General features: G+C 23.3%; 13 protein-coding genes. 5 read left to right on the top strand and 8 right to left on the bottom strand.

All coding sequences use genetic code 4. The features are described from left to right. The first annotated feature begins 5 nt into the window (after positions 1 to 5). The gene (locus ACJA27_RS00310) at positions 6 to 956 is read left to right on the top strand and encodes a phosphatidate cytidylyltransferase (RefSeq protein WP_406618015.1); all 951 of its coding nucleotides are present in this window, start codon (positions 6 to 8) and stop codon (positions 954 to 956) included. A gap of 46 nt (positions 957 to 1,002) precedes the next feature. Here the strand turns inward: ACJA27_RS00310 and ACJA27_RS00305 are convergent, their stop codons facing one another. The 3 genes from ACJA27_RS00305 to ACJA27_RS00295 form a co-directional block, all read right to left on the bottom strand. Then, positions 1,003 to 1,251: a hypothetical protein gene (locus ACJA27_RS00305; protein WP_406618014.1), complete on the bottom strand. Its 249-nt coding sequence runs from the start codon at positions 1,249 to 1,251 to the stop codon at positions 1,003 to 1,005. 117 nt (positions 1,252 to 1,368) lie between these two features. Beyond that, positions 1,369 to 1,728: a transglutaminase-like domain-containing protein gene (locus tag ACJA27_RS00300; protein ID WP_406618013.1), complete on the bottom strand. Its 360-nt coding sequence runs from the start codon at positions 1,726 to 1,728 to the stop codon at positions 1,369 to 1,371. 282 nt (positions 1,729 to 2,010) lie between these two features. Next, positions 2,011 to 2,430 (bottom strand): hypothetical protein, encoded by a 420-nt coding sequence (locus tag ACJA27_RS00295; protein ID WP_406618012.1) that lies wholly within the window; start codon positions 2,428 to 2,430, stop codon positions 2,011 to 2,013. Positions 2,431 to 2,553: 123 nt separating this feature from the next. Between ACJA27_RS00295 and ACJA27_RS00290 the strand changes: the two genes are divergently transcribed. Continuing rightward, entirely contained in the window at positions 2,554 to 2,850 is a 297-nt protein-coding gene (locus tag ACJA27_RS00290; protein WP_406618011.1) for a hypothetical protein, read from the top strand. 110 nt (positions 2,851 to 2,960) lie between these two features. Here ACJA27_RS00290 and ACJA27_RS00285 read toward each other — a convergent pair whose 3' ends face one another. Both ACJA27_RS00285 and ACJA27_RS00280 read right to left on the bottom strand, forming a co-directional pair. Next, positions 2,961 to 6,407 (bottom strand): hypothetical protein, encoded by a 3,447-nt coding sequence (locus ACJA27_RS00285; protein ID WP_406618010.1) that lies wholly within the window; start codon positions 6,405 to 6,407, stop codon positions 2,961 to 2,963. 22 nt (positions 6,408 to 6,429) lie between these two features. Next, positions 6,430 to 10,785, bottom strand: a complete 4,356-nt coding sequence (locus ACJA27_RS00280) for a PolC-type DNA polymerase III (RefSeq protein WP_406618009.1) — start codon at positions 10,783 to 10,785, stop codon at positions 6,430 to 6,432. 227 nt (positions 10,786 to 11,012) lie between these two features. Between ACJA27_RS00280 and rpsL the strand changes: the two genes are divergently transcribed. The 3 genes from rpsL to fusA are packed head-to-tail and all read left to right on the top strand — an operon-like array spanning position 11,013 to position 14,045. Then, the gene (rpsL, locus tag ACJA27_RS00275) at positions 11,013 to 11,426 is read left to right on the top strand and encodes a 30S ribosomal protein S12 (protein WP_406618008.1); all 414 of its coding nucleotides are present in this window, start codon (positions 11,013 to 11,015) and stop codon (positions 11,424 to 11,426) included. A 45-nt stretch (positions 11,427 to 11,471) separates the two neighbouring features. Beyond that, a complete protein-coding gene (gene rpsG, locus ACJA27_RS00270; RefSeq protein WP_406618007.1) occupies positions 11,472 to 11,942 on the top strand; it encodes a 30S ribosomal protein S7 in 471 nt (156 codons plus the stop codon). Positions 11,943 to 11,954: 12 nt separating this feature from the next. Then, positions 11,955 to 14,045 carry an elongation factor G gene (gene fusA / locus ACJA27_RS00265; protein ID WP_406618006.1) on the top strand — a complete coding sequence of 697 codons (2,091 nt, stop codon included), beginning with the start codon at positions 11,955 to 11,957 and terminating at the stop codon, positions 14,043 to 14,045. A 169-nt stretch (positions 14,046 to 14,214) separates the two neighbouring features. On the opposite strand, the gene ACJA27_RS00260 is transcribed toward fusA, so the two are convergent. Genes ACJA27_RS00260 through ACJA27_RS00250 form a run of 3 tightly spaced genes read right to left on the bottom strand, consistent with a single transcriptional unit; the run spans position 14,215 to position 18,389 of the window. After that, positions 14,215 to 14,685: a DUF3899 domain-containing protein gene (locus ACJA27_RS00260; RefSeq protein ID WP_406618005.1), complete on the bottom strand. Its 471-nt coding sequence runs from the start codon at positions 14,683 to 14,685 to the stop codon at positions 14,215 to 14,217. 1 nt (position 14,686) lies between these two features. Continuing rightward, the gene (locus ACJA27_RS00255) at positions 14,687 to 17,272 is read right to left on the bottom strand and encodes an ATP-binding cassette domain-containing protein (RefSeq protein WP_406618004.1); all 2,586 of its coding nucleotides are present in this window, start codon (positions 17,270 to 17,272) and stop codon (positions 14,687 to 14,689) included. Then, positions 17,262 to 18,389, bottom strand: coding sequence for an ABC transporter ATP-binding protein (locus ACJA27_RS00250; protein ID WP_406618003.1), 1,128 nt, complete (start codon positions 18,387 to 18,389; stop codon positions 17,262 to 17,264). The genes ACJA27_RS00255 and ACJA27_RS00250 overlap by 11 nt, the downstream gene beginning before the upstream one ends. Positions 18,390 to 18,398: the final 9 nt, after the last annotated feature.

Below are 18,398 nucleotides of genomic sequence, written 5' to 3'. Positions count from 1 at the left end.
ATGTTATGAAACTTTGAAAAGAAAGAATTATTCCTGGACTAATTTTTGGATTTGTTTGATTAGCAATATTCGTTCCATCTTCTTTTTTTGGCAATAAATTAGATAATACTGGATTAACATTTAGAATTATTCTTATTGTTGCTATGATGTTTACTATATCTTGCTTGGTATATGAATTATTTTATGCTTTTGGTATTAAAAAAAGATATTCCTGAATGTTAGCTATCCCTTTTTCAATGATTGTTTTTGCACCTTTTGATAATATTGAAAATTATTTTAATTTATCTAATTTACATATAAAAGATGATTTTTATCTTAAATATTTTGTTCAAAAAGTTGCTACAGATTATCAAGGATTAATTTTTATTTTAATATTTGCTTTAATCTTTTTTATTATTGAATTAACAACAAATTTTTATAACACTAAAAAAGATAAAATCAATAGGTTCTTATTTATTTTATTTACTCTATATTTTATTTCCATAGCTACAAGGGCATTATTGTACTTTACCATTTTCCATTACACATATTGAATTTTTGGAATATTGCTTTCTGCTATATGCGATATTGCTGCTTATATCTTTGGAATGAAATTAGGAAGAAAATTTATAAAAGTGGACTTTGCCCCAAAAATCTCTCCTAAAAAATCATGAGAAGGGGCTATAGGAGGCTACATTATTACTTTTATTTTTGCAATTACATTTATGTATGCATCTATAAAAGGTGATAACACTTTTTCTTTTTTTAATAATAACCATATTGCAATTGTTCTGGCTTCATTGCTTTTACCTATTGTTTCAATGTATGGAGATTTATATTTTTCTCTACTAAAAAGAATTAATTTTATTAAAGATTATTCAAGAATTTTAAAAGGTCATGGTGGTATTTTAGATAGATTAGATAGTCATATTTTTGTTTTCTTTACTATCTTCTTTATTTTCTTTTCAACCCTATAAAATAGACAAATAAAGAAAAATAGTCCTCAATAAAAAGGACTATTTTTTAACCTTGATTTCTAAATCTTTCTCTAATTTCATCAATATATTTATGAGGCACAAAATTATAATTAGTATTATTTAAATTTTCTTGTGTAAGAATATGTTCTGGCAAAGGGAAGTAATCATCATTAAACATATTTCTAACATAATTAATATATCTAATATATAAAGTAATAATTCTATCTTTAATAGTATTTAAATCTGTATAAATTAAATTGCTATGATGAAAGGGGAGAATCTTATCAGAATACATTTCGCTAATTTTTATATTATTTAATTTTGCTTCTTCATATTTAATATTATCTGTTCAAATTAAATCAACATATTTTAAAGCTTTATTTTCTTCATCATAAACATTATTTCAAGCATGCTACTCTTGACCTACATTACCCATAATATAACCAGATTTTATATTTGCAAACATTGCAAACAATAAAAATAATATTGCATATGTTTCGCAAACCCCTTTATCTTTAAATTGTTTAAGTGTTGAATCATTAACTATTTCTTCTGTCAAAGCATAAGGATTTCTAATATTTCAATTAGTTTGATTTTTATCTTGATAATATTCTTCTCAAACGTAATTAATTCTATGCATTATTCAATTAAAAATAGCTCTTACTTTTCTTTTAGTTGAAAATTTTTTAAAAATAATTTTAGTTAAATTTTCAACAACCATTTTTCTAATAGAAGCATATTGTTCTTTTTCATATCTATTAGGAGTATTCATTGATTTTAATAAAGTTTGATTTTTATTATTTGTTTCTACATATTTATTTTTATAAGTTTAATTATATTTACCGTTTACTTCAAAATAATGATTTTAGAATAATAAGCCATCCAAAATTTTTTCAGTATTGGAATTTGCTGATGAACTAAAAAATCCTCACCATCTTAAATAATCAGTTGAAAATTTATAGTAAGAAGCAAAAATTTTTGATTCTTCATCATTTCCATCTTTAATATTTTCATTAATTACTTTGTATACATTTCTATAATATTCAGCACGTTCTTATTTTTTAAAATCAATATTCGCATAACCTGCTCTTAGAAGAGTTTTTCTTATAGATTTTATATCATCATTCTTTGCTTCTTTTACATAAAGTAAATCATCATCGGAATTTAAGGTATAAGCTTCACTAGAATCAAAAACTAAATCTCTACCACTTAGTTGATAATTTATGAATCTTATAACTTCATCCATTTTTTGTTTAGCAAATTTTATTACACCTGAGCTAGTATTATAATCATTTGCAATAGTAGAATTCACATTATTAATATGCAAAAATAAATCCTTAAAATATATATCTGTTATTCCATTAGAATATAAGCCTTCTTGTTGATTCAAAAATTCATTAAGACTTAAATGATAATATTTTGCATCAGCTGATGATTTATAAAAATCATAGTTATATTTAAAAATATTTTTCAATCTATTAAAAACAGTATGAATTTTTTCATATAAATTTTTTTGTTCATTAGAAGAATTTTTTTCAATATTACCAATTCTTTTATTTATTTTTTCTAATACCGCATCTTCTGTATCAATTGCATTATGGTATTAGGATTATTGTTCTCATTGTTTTGATTGGGTTCATTTTTTGGGATATTACCATTATTCTCATTTTGTTGAGAATTATTTTTATCTTTGTTTTGGTTATTTTCTTCTGGTTTTGTTTGTTCGCCATTATTTTCTTTTTTTGGTTTATTTTCTTCAATTTGTGGTTTTTTGTTTTTATTCTCATTTGAAGTTAAATTATTTTTTGATTTATTATTTTTTACTTTTTTATCTAAATTATCTTTATTTATAACATATGAAGTAGAAATAAAAATACTATTAACTAATAAATAGGTAAAGAATTAAAAAATAATTTTTTTGATTTTCTTATTTTTTATCAAAAAATATTATAAATAATATGTAATTATTGATTAAATAAAAAAAATAGCATGAACATAATGTTATTAGTTATATGAATATTCAAATTGTTCTTCTTTAGAAAATATTTTTTCTTTATTTAAATAATCTTTTTCTGTTAATAAAGTTGAATCATATTCATAAATTTTTAAATTAAAAATAATTTTTTTATTAGCTTTATCAATATTTATAGAATCCTTATCTATAAATATTTTTAATTTTGGATTTCTAATTAAAATATTTTTAACAATATTTTCTTTTGTAAGGTTACTTTCATTTGTAAAAACTTCTTTGTCTATATAAATATCTTTTAATGATTTTTTAACTTCATTATTTAATCACACTTGAGAATGATTATAATTTATAACATTTTGAAAAATCATTTTGATATGTTTTTTCTTGTCCCCATAAAACAAATCAAATTCCATTTTTAAATAATCTAAAAATTTATCTTTATAAAAGTTATTTATTCTCAAATATTTAAAAATATTTTTATCTATAAAATGTTTTTCTAAGTAATTTAAAACCGTTTGTTCATCTATTGAATCAGATATATTTATATCTCCTTCTTCTAAATAAAAGGTATTATTTGCATATTGTGCAATTTCATTAAATTTATTTTCATTTAATGTTTCTTGATGTGGTCTACTAAAATTATTCATTTTATATAAGCCATAAAAAATATGGTTTTCAACAATAAATTTATATACAAAGGCAATTTCATTATTATTTATGTAATAATGAATAATATTTAAATTTTCATTTGCGAATAAATTTTTAAATGAAAATTTGCTAGTAAAAATATTTTTACTATTAACAAAATTAAAACTAAAATTTTCTTGTTTTTCCTTTGCTAAGGATAATAAAATTTCATACTTTAAATCAATAATTTTATAAAACAAATCAACAAAATTTTTATCCAAAGTATTTAATTGATTAGCATACAATTCTATTTTTTTATTAATAGATTTTTTTAATTGATCAGATTTTAATTTTAATGTTAACAATTTTAATTCTTCTATTTCTTTATTATTTTTTGTTGCTAAAAGAGGAATTGTTTTTGATGTAATATTTCTTAAAAAATCAAGAATATTTTTATATTCTTCATAAAATTTTCTTTTAATAAAAAAATTAGAATTATCTATATTATTTTGTTCATAAAAATCATTTAATTTAAAAAAAGAATTTTTTAAATAATCATATAAGTAAGGTGTATGTATTTTTACTAAAAATTCATTATTTTCAAATAAATTACTAATTTCTTTCCTTATATTTTTTAATTCATTATCATCTTCAATATTAGAAATAGCTTCTAAATATAATTTTTCTAGTTCTTGAATTTTTAAGGGTAATCAATCATTTGGAGAAATATTAAGAAATTCTTTAACGATGAAATTTATTATATTTTCATAATTTTTTTCTTCAGCAAATTTTAAAATTTTTAAAACTTGTTTCATATGTGAAGTATAAAAATTTTCTGTTATTTTTAATGAATAAGTTCATTTAATTTTTAGTAAGCTTGAAGCTTTTAAATTATTATTTTGTAAATTTAAAAATATATCCCAATATGTAAAAATACCATCTATTTTAGAATTAAAATTTATAGAATTTTGTTTATTTAAATTGTCTAAATAAGTTAATTTGTCTTTTATTTTATATTCATTATTATTTTTGTTTTTACCTATAAAATAGGTTAAAAAGTAAAATGAAAAATTATTTTTACTTAAAACATCATAGTTAAAAATTAAATTTTCATTAGGAATATTAGATAAATATTCTTCATTGATTTTTGTCTTATTAGAAATAAAATTTAAATATTTAACTTGATTTTTGTCTTTAATTCTTGAATAAAATTCAAGTTTTTTATTTTTTATAATTTCCAATATTTTAAAAATATATGTTTTAAATTTTTCTACTTCAGCTTGATTTGTAAAATTTAAATTTCCATCTTGTATTTTTTTAAAAATATAATTTATATATTCTATTTCATCTTTATTAAAATTAAAATCTAATTTAGAAAATATATTTGTTTCTTTTTGAATATTTAAATAAACAATTAAGAGAACAAAAATTTCTTTTGTAATATTAAAATTAGATTCTTCTATTTCATGTTTAATTTTCTTCTTACTTTCATAGTAAGAATTATTAATTAAAAAAGTAAATAAATCTTCTTTTTGATTTAAAAAATCATCAAAATTTTTACTAGCATAATTAAAATCATCTTTTAAAAAATATTTATTAAAAAAAGTTTTTTTATTTGTTTTAAATAAATTTCAATCGATTTTTTCTAAACTATTTTTTTTGATGTAAGCATCATTAAAAAAATAAGAATTTATTTTCTTTTGATTGATATTGTAATTAAAAGAATCATAATTTCTTTTCGCCATTATTAAATAATTTTCAAATTGGTTTTTATATTCTTTATTAAATTTAATGTTGGAATATATTTTTGCATATGCTATTCTGTATAAATTATTCAATTCATTAGTAATGTTTAGTTGTTTAAATTCTTCTTTAAATAAAAAATAAAAAAATTGACATAATTCCCTATTTTTAGTTAATTCTTTATTTTTTATTCAATCTTTTGTATTCAAAGATCATTGCTTTCAAAGATTATTAGTGAAAAATAAATCTTTTTTTAAATTTTCTACTTCTAACCCTAATTTAACTAAATTATTAAATATATCTATATTATTTTTATTTATTATTTCTTGATCTATTTCTTGATTTCCTTGATTAATATTTTCAACTAAATGATTTTTAAAAATAGTAAAAGTTTTAAAATCAATTTTATTTTCATTTTCAACTTCTTTTTTTAATTGTTTAAACATTTTATTTACTTCATTTTTAATACTTTGATTAACAAATTGGTTTTCAGCAGAAGCATAAAGGTTTTTAATTAAAGATAAGAATTTAATAGGATGTATTAAATACTCAAGGGCATTATCATCAAAATTTATTATTTGATTTATTAATTGATTGTATTTTTCTTTTGAAAAATCATATTTTTCATTTAAATTAAATTTTTTAATTGATTCTAAAAACGTTTCTAAACTATATTTAGTAGTTTCATCTATATTATTTTTTAATGCTGTAAAAATTCTTTCTTCAAGATATTTTTTTCTAAAATTAAATAATTTAAAAAATGTTAAATTATCTTGTTCTTGAATATTTTTTAACCTTTTTTCTTTTATTTTTCTTCCAATTTTTTCTACAATGAATTTTCCTATAGAATCCATTTTTTGAATTTGCTTTAAATCTTCAATATTTTCATAGGTAAATTCTTCTAAACTAGAATCAATATCTTTATATAAATTAGCTAATGAAATATTTTCTAAATATTTTAATTGAATGTTTTTATCATATTGAATATCTTTTAATTTAGATGAATCATTTGGAATAATAGTTTTTTGTAATAAAAAAGGAACAACTCCAAGAGTTGCTATTCCTAATAAAAAATATTTATGTTTTTTATTACTTTTATCTTTATTCATATTTTTTTAATTATAAATAAAATTAAAATAATTTCATTTGGTCAGTTTCATCAATATTTTTAAAAATATTCATTCTTTCCATTTCTTTAATTAAAGTACTATTAGTAGAAGTTCTTTTTATAAAATCTTCTTTAGAAATAAACATTTTTTCATTTCTTGCTTGAACAATTTTTTCAGCAGCAATTTCTCCTAAACCAGATAATGCTGAAAAAGGAGGTATTAAAGATTTATTTTTCTTATTTACTAATCATTCTTTTGCTAATGAATTTTCTAAATCAATATTTTCTATATAAAAACCCCTAGCATAAAATTCTTGAGCCAATTTTAAAATGGAAATATAGTTTTCTTCTTTAGTAGATAACTTTTCAATTTTTTTCTTATTTTCTAATTCATGAATTCTATTAGTGACTTTTTTACCATACTTAATATCAATCATATTTTCTAAATCAAAATCAGTTGATCTAGTTGAGAAAAAGGTGGCATAGTATTCTAACGGATAATAAATTTTAAATCATCCTATTCTTCAAGCCATTAATACATAAGCAGTAGCATGAGCTTTAGGAAACATATATTCTATTTTTCTCATACTTTCTATGTATCACATAGGAACATTGTTTTTTAATAAAATATCTGCTTCTTCATCAGTAACACCTTTACCTTTTCTTACTTTTTCCATAATTTTAAAAGCAAGTGCTGCATCAATACCGTATTTTATTAAGGTAATCATAATATCATCCCTACATGAAATAACATCTTTAATTGTTAATCCTTTTTTAGAAATTAAATATTCAGCATTATTATTTCAAACATTGGTCCCATGACTAATACCAGATAAAGAAATTAAATCAGCAAAAGTTTTAGGTTTAGTGGCCTTTAACATATTTCTAACAAAATCAGTACCAAATTCTGGTAGTCCTAAAGCTCCTGTTGATTCTCCATCTATATCTTTAGGTTGAATATTAAGAGCTTCTGTTGAAGAAAATAAACTAATAACTTTTGGATCTTGATGTGGAATATCCTTAGAATGAACATTTGTTAATCTTTCAAGCATAATTAAAGCGGTCGGATCATCGTGTCCTAAAATATCAAATTTTAAGACATTATCGTGAATAGATCTAAATTCAAAATGAGTAGTTAATCAATCATCTTCAGTATCATTAGCTGCATAATTTATAGGAGTAAAATCAAAAACATCATATTCATTTGGAATAATAATTACTCCTCCTGCATGTTTACCAGTAGTTCTTTTAATACCTTGTAATTTTTTACCTAAATAATCAGCATAAGTATTTGATATAAATTCATGGGTTTCATCAGCATAAGCTTTCGCATAACCAAACCCTGTTTTTTCTGCAATTGTAGAAATAGTCCCGGCTCTAAATGTATGTTTTTCCCCAAATAATCTTTTTAGTTCATTATGAACTTCTTTTTGATATTCACCAGGAAAATTTAAATCAATATCAGGAACCTTATCTGCATTAAATCCTAAAAAAGTTTCAAAAGGAATTCCTTGTCCTTCTTTAATTAAAAGAGTATTGCATTTTGGACATTTTTTATCTGGTAAGTCAAATCCAGAAGTTATTTCAGGAATATTAGCTATTTCAAAATACTTACATTTTGAACAAAGATAGTGAGGAACTAAAGGATTAACTTCTGTAATTCCGGCCATAGTTGCCACAAAAGATGAACCTACAGAACCCCTAGAACCTACAATATAACCATCATTTTCAGTCTTTTGAACAATCTTATGGCTTATTCAATAAATAACATCATAACCATATTTCATAATAGGTTGAATTTCTTTTTCAATTCTTTCTGTAATTATGGTTGGCAAATTTTCACCATATTTTTCATGTGCTGTTTTATAAACTAATTCATATAATTTATCTTTAGAATTATCTAAGGTTGGGGTATATAATTTATCTTTTACCACTTGTATATCTTCGACTAATTCTGCTAATTTATAGGTGTTTTCAACAACTATATCATCTATTAATTTTTCATCTTTTAAGAAACTAAAAGCTTCTTTCATTTCACTAGTTGAAAGTAAATGTGCTTCTGGTAAAACTAAAGAATTGGACTTAGCTTTTTCATAATTAAATAAATAGTGTCTTATTCCTTTTACCCCTTTGGAGTAAACTAAAATCTTATAAGCAATTTCATCAATTTTACTAATATATTTTGCATCCGAAACCGCAACAACTATTTTGTTGTATTTGCTAGCATAATCAATTAATTCTTTAATTCCTTGATGGATTGTTTCAATAGTAATATCATTATCTAAAATGTGTTTAAAAGCACCGGGATGAGGAATTTCAACATAATCAACTTTTTTTAAAATTTCTAAAAATTTAACTTTTGATCTAAAGAAAAACGCTTCTAACAATGCACCTCTTAAAGTTGAAGAACCTATCAATAAATCTGGATCATTAATAGGTAAATCCTCAACAAAAACCTTTGGGCCATCAAAATAATTAGTAGTTAAAGAATTAGATACTATTTGAAATAATTTTTTTAATCCATTTTGATTTTTAGCAATAATTGCATATTCATCAGAAAAGGCTCTTTCATATAAACTGTTGCTTTTATATTCACTTAATTTTTTAAGATTACTAATATTTAATTTTGTTCTTAATCTGCCTTGTAAGGAAACTCAAACTTGTGCTAAAACTTTAGCATCATAATCAGCACGGTGTGCTTCATTTTCTGTATATTCTATACTAAAACGATTAGCTAAATTTTGTAATCTAAATCTTCTTGCATCATCAAAAATCATTCTACCAACAATAAGAGAATCAACATAAATTGTGTTTGGTGCTTCTAATCCATATTGACTATATTTTTCTATTAATCAATTCATATCAAAATTAGCATTATGGGCAATAGCAACTTTGTTATTCAAAATTTCATATATTTTTTTAAGGCCTTCAACTTGTGTTAAACCTTTTTTTTGCAAAATTTCATCAGTAATATTTGTTAAATTAATAGTGAAATCGCTTAATTTATGATCCGTTTTTAAAAAGAATTGATGAACTTCTTTTAATTTACTATTAAATATTGCTTGTGAACCAAATTCTATAATATCTCCATATCTTGGTGATAAGCTTGTAGTTTCTAAATCAAAAGAAACAAATTCAATTTGGGAAAAATCTATGTCATTTATATTTCCATAAACTGATTGGTTATTTTTTGAAATGGTTGAAAAAGTAGCTCCAAATATTGCTTTAAAATTTTTGTTATTTTTTGCTTCATTATAAAATTTAGGAAAAGAATGTACACCATTTAAATCAACAATAGCTCCGCCCAAAATTTTGTAATGTTCAGAAGCATTTATTAAATCTTGTGGCTCTATCAAACCATCCATTGTATTCATTTTTGAAGAAATATGAAATTCATATCTACCTTTTTTAGATAGATCATCTTTAATAGGAAATAAATCATCAATTTTTTCTATTTTGTCAATATTTAATTGTTTTTCTCCATTTCTAGTAACAATTATTTTTCCAAAAACTTTTAAACTAATCCCATCTGGTAATTCATTTTCTTCAAATTTTGTATTAGAAAATTGTTGACAATCAATAGCATTAGCATTATCTGTAATACTAATTTTTCTAATAAATCATTGACTTTTAGTAGTTATTATTTCTTGTTTAAAAACAATACCTTTAATAACTACATAATCATTTTCATACATACTATCAATATCATTTATTTTTCTTTCTATGTATGCTATATTTCTTAATTTTGATTTGTTAATTTTATTATTTAAAGAATTTGTAAACTTTGAAAAATTAGTTTCTTTTGTTGGAGATAATACATTGTTTAAATGATTTTTAATTTCAATATTTGAGATATCTTTTTTTTCTTTTTCTTCTATTTTATAGTTATTTTCAATCATTTCAATATTTACATAAGAAACATTTATTTTGGTAAAACCATATTTTTTTAAATTTTTTTCAATTGAAGGAATTAAATCTATTAAATCATTTTTTAATTCATCCATAGGTAAATGGAAAACTAAATTTATACCATTTTCAATTGCTAAATTTGTTTCAAAATCAAAACTATTTAACTTTCTATATTTTGTTTTATTTTGAAACAAAAATTTTAAATATGAAATAACTAATTGTTTATCATAAGCAATAACATTAAATAGAAATTTAACTTTTATATCATAATTAGTTTGATTTTTAATAGTTCATAATAAATCAAAAAAATCATTAACATTTGGTATAGATTTAAAAGTTATTAAAAAAGTAATATCATTTTTTTCATTTTTATTTTCTAATGCTGACATTTCTGCATCAATCATTGTTTCTGTTTTTTTAAATTTAATTTCATCACAAAATTTTTTAAATATCTTCTTATTTCTTTCCATAATCTTTTTAATTATATGTATTAAAAAATCATTTTATTTTTATATTTTGATATTTGAAAATATTTTTTAATTCCTATTTTTTAAATTTAAATTTCTATTTAAAAAAATTATCAAAATTAAATACACACGGACAAATTGCTATATAATAAAACCACTATATTTTTTATTTGTTTTATATTAATAATATATAGTCATCAAAAATAACAAAATGAAAGGAATTTATTGATATGCCTACAACAAATCAATTGATTAGTAAAGGTCGTCAAAATAAAGTTAAAAAACAAAATGCTCCTGCATTAAGTTTTTCTTACAATACTTTACTAAAAGAACCACGTCGTATGGCTTCGCCATTTAAACGTGGTGTATGTACTCGTGTGGGTACATTAACCCCAAAAAAACCTAACTCAGCATTGCGTAAATACGCTCGTGTTAAGTTATCGAATGGAATGGAAGTAAATGCTTATATTGGTGGAGAAGGTCACAACCTTCAAGAACACTCTGTTGTATTAATTCGTGGAGGACGTGTTAAGGATCTTCCTGGTATGAGATATCACATTGTTCGTGGTACTCAAGATACAGCTGGTGTTGCTAAAAGAATGCAAGGTCGTAGCTTATACGGTGCTAAAAAACCAAAGAACTAATAATAACTTGCTAATTTAATTAAAAAATTACTTAAGGAGAAAATTATGTCAAGAAAAAAGAGTGCACCTATTAGAGAAGTTTTATCAGACCCAATCTTTTCATCAACACTTATTACTAAATTAATTAATACAATAATGTTAGATGGTAAAAAATCTATTGCTCAAGAAATCTTATATAAAGCATTCCAAATTGTTGAAGAAAAAACTAACAAAAAAGCTATCGATGTTTTCATGCAAGCTATTGAAAACGTTACCCCACAATTAGAAGTTAGAACAAGAAGAATTGGTGGAACTAACTACCAAGTTCCTACAGAAGTTTCTAAACGTAGACAACAATCATTATCATTAAGATGATTAGTACAATATGCTCGTTTAAGAAATGAAAAAACTATGGAAGTTCGTTTAGCAAACGAAATTATTGATGCATCAAACAAAACAGGTGGAGCTATTAAAAAACGTGAAGATACTCATAAAATGGCTGAAGCAAACCGTGCTTTTGCTCACTTCCGTTGATAATAGAAATTATTTATGAGTAGACAATTTTTATTAAAAGATTACCGTAATATCGGTATTATGGCTCACATTGATGCAGGTAAAACTACAACTACTGAACGTATTTTGTTACATACAGGTAAAATTCATAAATTAGGTGAAACCCATGATGGTGCTAGTCAAATGGACTGAATGGAACAAGAACAAGAACGTGGTATTACCATTACTTCTGCTGCTACCACAGCTTTTTGAAATAATAAAAGAATAAATATTATTGATACCCCAGGACACGTTGACTTTACCGTTGAAGTTGAACGTTCATTAAGAGTTTTAGATGGAGCTGTTGCAGTTCTTGATGCTCAATCAGGGGTTGAACCTCAAACCGAAACTGTTTGAAGACAAGCAACCAATTATAAAGTTCCACGTATTGTTTATGTAAACAAGATGGATAAAGCAGGGGCAGATTTCTTTGCTGCTGTTAAATCATGCCACAGCCGTTTAAATGCTAATGCTGTTGCTATCCAAATTCCAATTGGTTCAGAAGCACATTTTAGAGGTATTGTTGACCTTGTTGAAATGAGAGCTTTTGAATATGATGGAAAACCAGAAGAAAATGCTAAAGAAATTGGTATTCCTACTGATTTACAAGATGAAGCTAAACTAAGACGTCAAGAATTATTAGAAGCAGTTGCTACTTATGATGATGAATTAATGATGAAAGTTCTTGAAGGAAAAGAAGTATCAATTCCTGAATTAAAAGCTGCTATCCGTAAAGCAACCTTAACCGCTGACTTTTTCCCAGCAGTTTGTGGTACATCATTCAAAAACAAAGGCGTTAAGAAAATGCTTGATGCAGTTGTTGATTATTTACCATCTCCTTTAGATGTTCCTCCTATTAAAGCTCATCTAGATGATAAAGTTATTGAAATTCCTTCTACAGATGATCATAACTTTGCTGCTTTAGCATTTAAAGTTATGACCGACCCATTTGTTGGTTCTTTAACTTTCTTCCGTGTTTATGCTGGGGTTTTACAAAAAGGTAGTTATGTATATAACTCAACTAAAGATACAAAAGAACGTATTGGTCGTTTAATTCAAATGCATGCTAATTCAAGAAATGAAATTGATGAATGTTTTGCTGGTGATATAGCTGCTGCCGTTGGATTAAAAAGTACTACCACCGGTGATACTTTAGTTGCTGAAAAATCGCCTAAATTTATTTTAGAAAAAATGGTATTCCCAGAACCTGTTATTTCACAAGCTTTAGAACCTGAATCAAAAGATGCAGTTGAAAAATTAAGTTTAGGCTTGCAAAAATTAGCTGCTGAAGATCCTACTTTTAGAACTTGAACAGATGAAGAAACAGGACAAACCATTATTGCTGGTATGGGTGAATTACACCTTGATATTATTGTTGATCGTTTAAAACGTGAATTTAATGTTAAAGCTAAAGTTGGTGCTCCTCAAGTTTCATATCGTGAAACCATTACTAAAACTGCAGAAGTTGAAGGTAAACACATTAAACAATCTGGTGGTAAAGGTCAATATGGACATGTTTGAATTAAATTTGAACCTAACCATGATAAAGGTTTTGAATTTGTAGATAAAATTGTTGGTGGAAAAATTCCTAAAGAATACATTAAACCAATTCAAAAAGGTCTTGAAGAAAAAATGGCTGCTGGTATTTTAGCAGGATATCCTATGATTGATATTAAAGCAACTTTATTTGATGGTTCTTACCATGAAGTCGACTCTTCAGAATTAGCATATAAAATTGCTGCTTCTAAAGCCTTAACTAAAGCAAAAGATGATTTAGGTACTGTTTTATTAGAACCTATTATGGAAGTTTCTGTTGTTATTCCTGAAGATTACTTTGGTGATGTTATGGGTGATTTAAACCGTCGTCGTGGACAAATAACTGATAATGAAACTCGTTCAGATGGAGCACATGTTATTAAATCATTAGTTCCATTGGCTCAAATGTTCGGTTATGCTACTGATTTAAGAAGTATGACTGCTGGACGTGGAACTTATCAAATGCAATTTGATCACTATGAAAAATGTCCTAAATCTATCTCAGATGAAATAATCAAAAGAAGAAATATCCAAGTTAAAAATGATGACTAAAAAAATGAGCTTCGGCTTATTTTTATATTTCAAAAATATTTATTCAACCATAAAAATGGTATGTAATAAAAAATAACATTTTTCCTTATTTACCTATAAAATAGGGAGAAATGTTATTTTTAAATTTTTAACTTGGAAAGTTAACAAAGAATTATTTATTATTTTTATATTAAATAAACCAAACTATTAAACTAACAGTAATGAGAATCAAACCAATAAAAATTGATAAATATGTTAAAAAATTTGCTTTTGTAACATATTTATTTTCATATTTTTTTTCTATTAGTTTTATTTCTAAATCTTGTTTTTTTCTTAATTCTTCTTTTTCTTTTGGTTTAACTGCTAACGCAATTTTTTGATTATATCTTGCTTTGGATATTTGAATTTTATTTTCCTTTTTTTTACTTCTTAAAGGATTAAAAAAACCCGATTGATAAATCAATATTAAAACATAAACGAGAATTAAATAAATCCCGGGTATGGAAATTGCATCTACTCTTGCTTTTTTAATTAAATTAGAAACTTTTTTTTCTACAAAAAAAGCAACTATTCCAAAAACTAAAGCAATTATTGCGTTTAAAATATACACAATAATTGCTTTTATATTAAAACTTTCTTTTAAATATAACTTAAAATTCATTTTATTTTTTTGTTGTTTTCTTTGTAGATTTTTTAGTTTTTGGTTTTTCTAAATCTTCAAAATTAAAATCATTTATTTCCATAGCGACAGTTTTACCTAAATCTAATACTTGTGTATAATCAACATCATCATTAGAAAGATTTGTTCCCCCATCATAAGGAAGATGTTTATCAATCAAATCTTTATCTATATCATTAGGATTTATTCTTTCAATTTTGAATTTTTCTCTATCATTTTTAGTTCATTCTTCTACTTGTTTTTCTGTTCCATAAACATAATGATTAGTTTCAATTTTGAAATAATATGGAATGTTAGGGAATATTTGTTCATTTAAATAATCTAATTCAAAATTAATATTTTCAAATTTTTCATTAGCATTAGAAATTTTAGGAATTGCTTTAAATAAATTAATAGTGTATGGATGAACTGGATTGCTATAAATAGTTTCAGTTTCTCCACTTTCAACTATTTTACCTAAATGCATAATTTCTACTCTATCTGCTATATATTCAATCATACTTAAATCATGCGCAATAAATACCATACCAATATTTTTTTCTTTACATAATTTTTTAAGTAAATTAACAACTTGAGCTTGAATAGAAATGTCTAATGAAGCTATAGGTTCATCAGCTACAATAACTTTAGGTTCAGTTATTAATGCTCTAGCAATAACAATTCTTTGACGTTGTCCACCTGAAAACTCATGAGGATAACGGTAAGCAAATTGTTTTAATAATCCAACTTCTTCTAAAGATTTATAAATTTTTGTTTTAGTTAATAAATTAAATAATTTTTTTCTAATTATTAATTTAAGTAAAAAGTTTTTAATAAATTTATGAGGTAATTTAACAATAAATTTAATAAATTTATTACCTTGAATACCCAATAAAAATTTAAGAACTTTAATATCTTGTTTTAAATATTTATTTTCATAATTAAAATATAATAAAGTTTTTTGTTTTTGACTAACTCTTTCTTTATATTGATTAATCAAAATTTTCATTTCTTTAATTTTCGATTTGTCTTTTTCTTTTTTTAATTCTTCATATTTTTCTGATAAATGAGAAATAAAATCTTTAAAACCTTGTTCAAATCCTTGGTTAGTAAAAGTTTGTTTAGATTTTAAATTTTCATAAAGTTTATGTGCTTCTTCTATTTGATCTTTTAAATTAGAAATGCTATCTTTTTGTTGAGAAATAAACTTTGTTAAAGCATCTTTATGCTTTTTAGCAGCTTCTTCTAATTCTGTTTCTGCTATTTCTAAATCTTCTTTAGTAGCACCTGGTTGATTAAAATTCTTTGCTAATAATTGTTTTTCTAAAATTTGTTTTTTATAGTTTTCTATTTTTTCTTCAAAATAATTATTATTTTCTAAATTTAATACTAAATATTTATTAGAATCAAAAGCAAATTTTTCTTTTACAATTTGTTTTAATTTTTTACCAATTTTGCTATTTGATAGTGGAATATTAAAAAATTCTTTATAAAAATCTTCTTTATATTTTTCTAAATCTTTAATAAATTCTTTGATTTGTTCAAGAGATAAAAATTTAAAATTCTTTCTAGCTGTTTTAATAACTTTTAAAAGTTCTATATTTAAAATTTTTTGTTTTAAATTAAAAAATCAATAATCTAAATTAAAAGATGAATTCTTTGAAATATTATTTAATTTTATTTCATTTAAATATTCATTAATGTAATTGAAAAAAGCACTTTTATTAGTGATTAAAAATTCATTTTTTTCTTTTTTTAACTCTTTAAAGTCTTTAACTAAAATATCTATTTCCTGAAAAGCTTCATAAGTTGTTTTAGACATTAAAGTCAACTTATAGACTTTATTATATTCTTCAGTTTTTTGCAATAATTGAGTTTCATCTATATCAAGATTTTTTTCTCTATATGATTTTTGATTTTCAAAATAAAAATTAATAATTTTATTTATGTTTGAGTACATATTATTGATAATTTCAGATTCTATATTTTGTTTTTCTTCTAAATAATCATACAAATTATTAAAATTATCTTCATAATTTAATGCTTCATCATATTGAAAATTTTTAAATTTTTCTTCTCATTCACCAAAAAATTCTTTTGATAAATCATTGATAATATTTAAATTTTCAAATTCTAATCTAAGTACTTTTTCATAAAAGGTATAGTGAAACATATCTTTAACTTCACTTCAATCAACAAAAATATCTTTAATTTGTTTAGAAATAATTTTGTTTACAATCAAAGGTTCAGCAAGAATAGAATAAATATTTTTTTGTCCATTTAAAGCAGCATGAGGATCTTGAAAAATCATTTGAATGTTTTTTCTTAAAAATTTTCTATTATCAGAAGATATTTTTTTACCACTAATAATTTTGTTATCTAATTTTACAAAACCATTATAGTCTTCATAAAGTCTCATCAAAGATCTACCAACTGTTGTTTTACCTGAACCTGATTCACCAATTAAACCTACTATTTCACCTTCATTAACATTAAAAGAAACATTATGAACAGCTTTATTAATAAAACCATTATTAATAAAGTATTTTTTTAAATTTTCAATTTGCAATATAGGTTTTTTATTTTTCATTTTCAAACACTTTCCTAAATAATTCTAATTTATTTTGAAGGTTAGGATCTAATTCAATTTTGGGAGCATCAGGGTGTAGCAATCAAGTGGCGGCAGCATGTGAATTTGAAATTTCCACTAAAGGAGGTTCTTTATGAAAATCAATTTCTAAAGCATATTCATTTCTTGGGGCAAAAGGATCACCTAATGGTAAATTAGACATATCAGGAGGAGTCCCTTTAATAGAATAAAGTTTATCTTCTCTATTTTCTGGAATAGCTGAAATCAAAGCTCAAGTATAAGGATGAGCCGGATAAGCAAAAATATCTTTTTTGGTCCCTCTTTCAACTATTTTACCAGCATACATTACATATATGTAATCACAAAACTTAGCAACAACTGAAATATTATGAGATATTAAAATAATAGATATTCCCATTTTACTTCTGATTTCTTCAAATAAAGCTAAAACAGAAGCTTGAACAGTTGGGTCTAAAGCAGTAGTTGGTTCATCCGCAATAATTAAACTTGGTTTTAAGGCAACAACCATAGTAATAACTACTCTTTGTTTCATTCCACCAGATAAGGTGTGTGGATAACGATAGAAAATTTGATCTGCATCTCTTATTCCAAATTGTTTTAAAAGAGAAATTAAATATTCTCTTTTTTCAACATATGAACGGTTTTTTCATTCAGGGTTTATATTTAAAGCATCTAAAAGTTGCTTACCTATTTTTCTTGTTGGATTTAAAGAAGTTAAAGGATCTTGAGGAATATATCCAATTTTATGGCCTCTTATTTTTAATCAATCCTTTTCTTTTTTACATTTAGTTAAATCTTCACCATCAATTATCATTTGATCAGCTTTAGTTAAAGTATTTGTATTAACGTTAATTAACGCTTTAGAAGTCACTGATTTACCAGAACCTGATTCACCTACTAGACCAACTATTTCAGCTTTTTTAATAAATAAATCAATTCCACGAACAATAGTTAAATAATTATTTTTTGACATTTTAAAACTTACTTGAAGGTTTTTAACTGTTAGTAAAAAATCTTCATTTTCAGGTTTTAATGTTAAATCAGTATCTAAAATACGATTTTTACTTTCTTTAATATCAGTTATATTTATATCCATAAAATTCCT

Origin of the sequence: Mycoplasmopsis lipophila (genome assembly GCF_045276895.1) — a bacterium.
In the GTDB taxonomy this organism is placed as follows: domain Bacteria; phylum Bacillota_I; class Bacilli_A; order Mycoplasmatales; family Metamycoplasmataceae; genus Mycoplasmopsis; species Mycoplasmopsis lipophila.
This window is presented reverse-complemented; position numbering and strand designations above follow the sequence as displayed.